We start from the raw sequence: 704 nt of genomic DNA on the forward strand, positions 1-704 counted from the left end.
GTCGGTCCCGAGTTCGTAGTGGCCGCGGCGGATGTTCTGGACGAAGGCGTGCCCTGCGCTGATCGTCTGGGCGGAGCGCAGGCGTTTCAGTCCGCGCATCGGGCGGAGTCGGGCTTTGAGTCGGCTGTGGTCGGCTTCGATCCGGTTGTTCTCCCGGGCGGCGTCGACGTGGCAGGCCTCGGGTACCAACTCGTCGAGGATCCGCGGGTAGACCGGGGCCTTGTCGGTGGTGACCTCGACGGGCCGGCGCCCGTGGGACAGCGCCTGGGCGAAGAAGCGGCGGGCGGCGGCCTGGTCGCGTCGGGTGCTGGCGAGGACGTCGATGACCTGGCCGTGCTGGTCAACCGCCCTGTACAGGTAGGTCCAGTGGCCGGCGACCTTGACGTAGGTCTCGTCGACGAACCACCTGTCACCAGGACGGTGCCGACACGGCCGCGCGGCGTCGACCAGCAAGGGCGTGAAGCGTTGGACCCACCGGTAGACGGTGACGTGGTCAACCTCGAGGCCGCGCTCAGCGAGGAGTTCCTCGACGTCCCGGTACGACAGGGCGTACCGCAGGTACCAGCGGACTGCCAGGATGATCACCTCGGGTGGGAACCGGAACCCGGCGAACTCTGATGTCGGAGCCGGTGGCCGGACACGACGTCGACGCATGACTCGATCATGCCTGGTAGAGGTCGTCGAGGCAGCGGACTTCGTCGACG

The 704-nt window shown here is 68.5% G+C and carries 1 protein-coding gene; it reads right to left on the reverse strand.

Annotated elements, in window-relative coordinates; translation table 11 throughout:
* Positions 1-654 (reverse strand): IS6 family transposase (locus tag AB1460_RS38030; RefSeq protein ID WP_368967447.1); only part of this gene is annotated, 654 nt, incomplete at its 3' end.
* Positions 655-704: the final 50 nt, after the last annotated feature.

This window comes from Parafrankia sp. FMc2 (assembly GCF_041008525.1).
Lineage (GTDB): Bacteria > Actinomycetota > Actinomycetes > Frankiales > Frankiaceae > Parafrankia.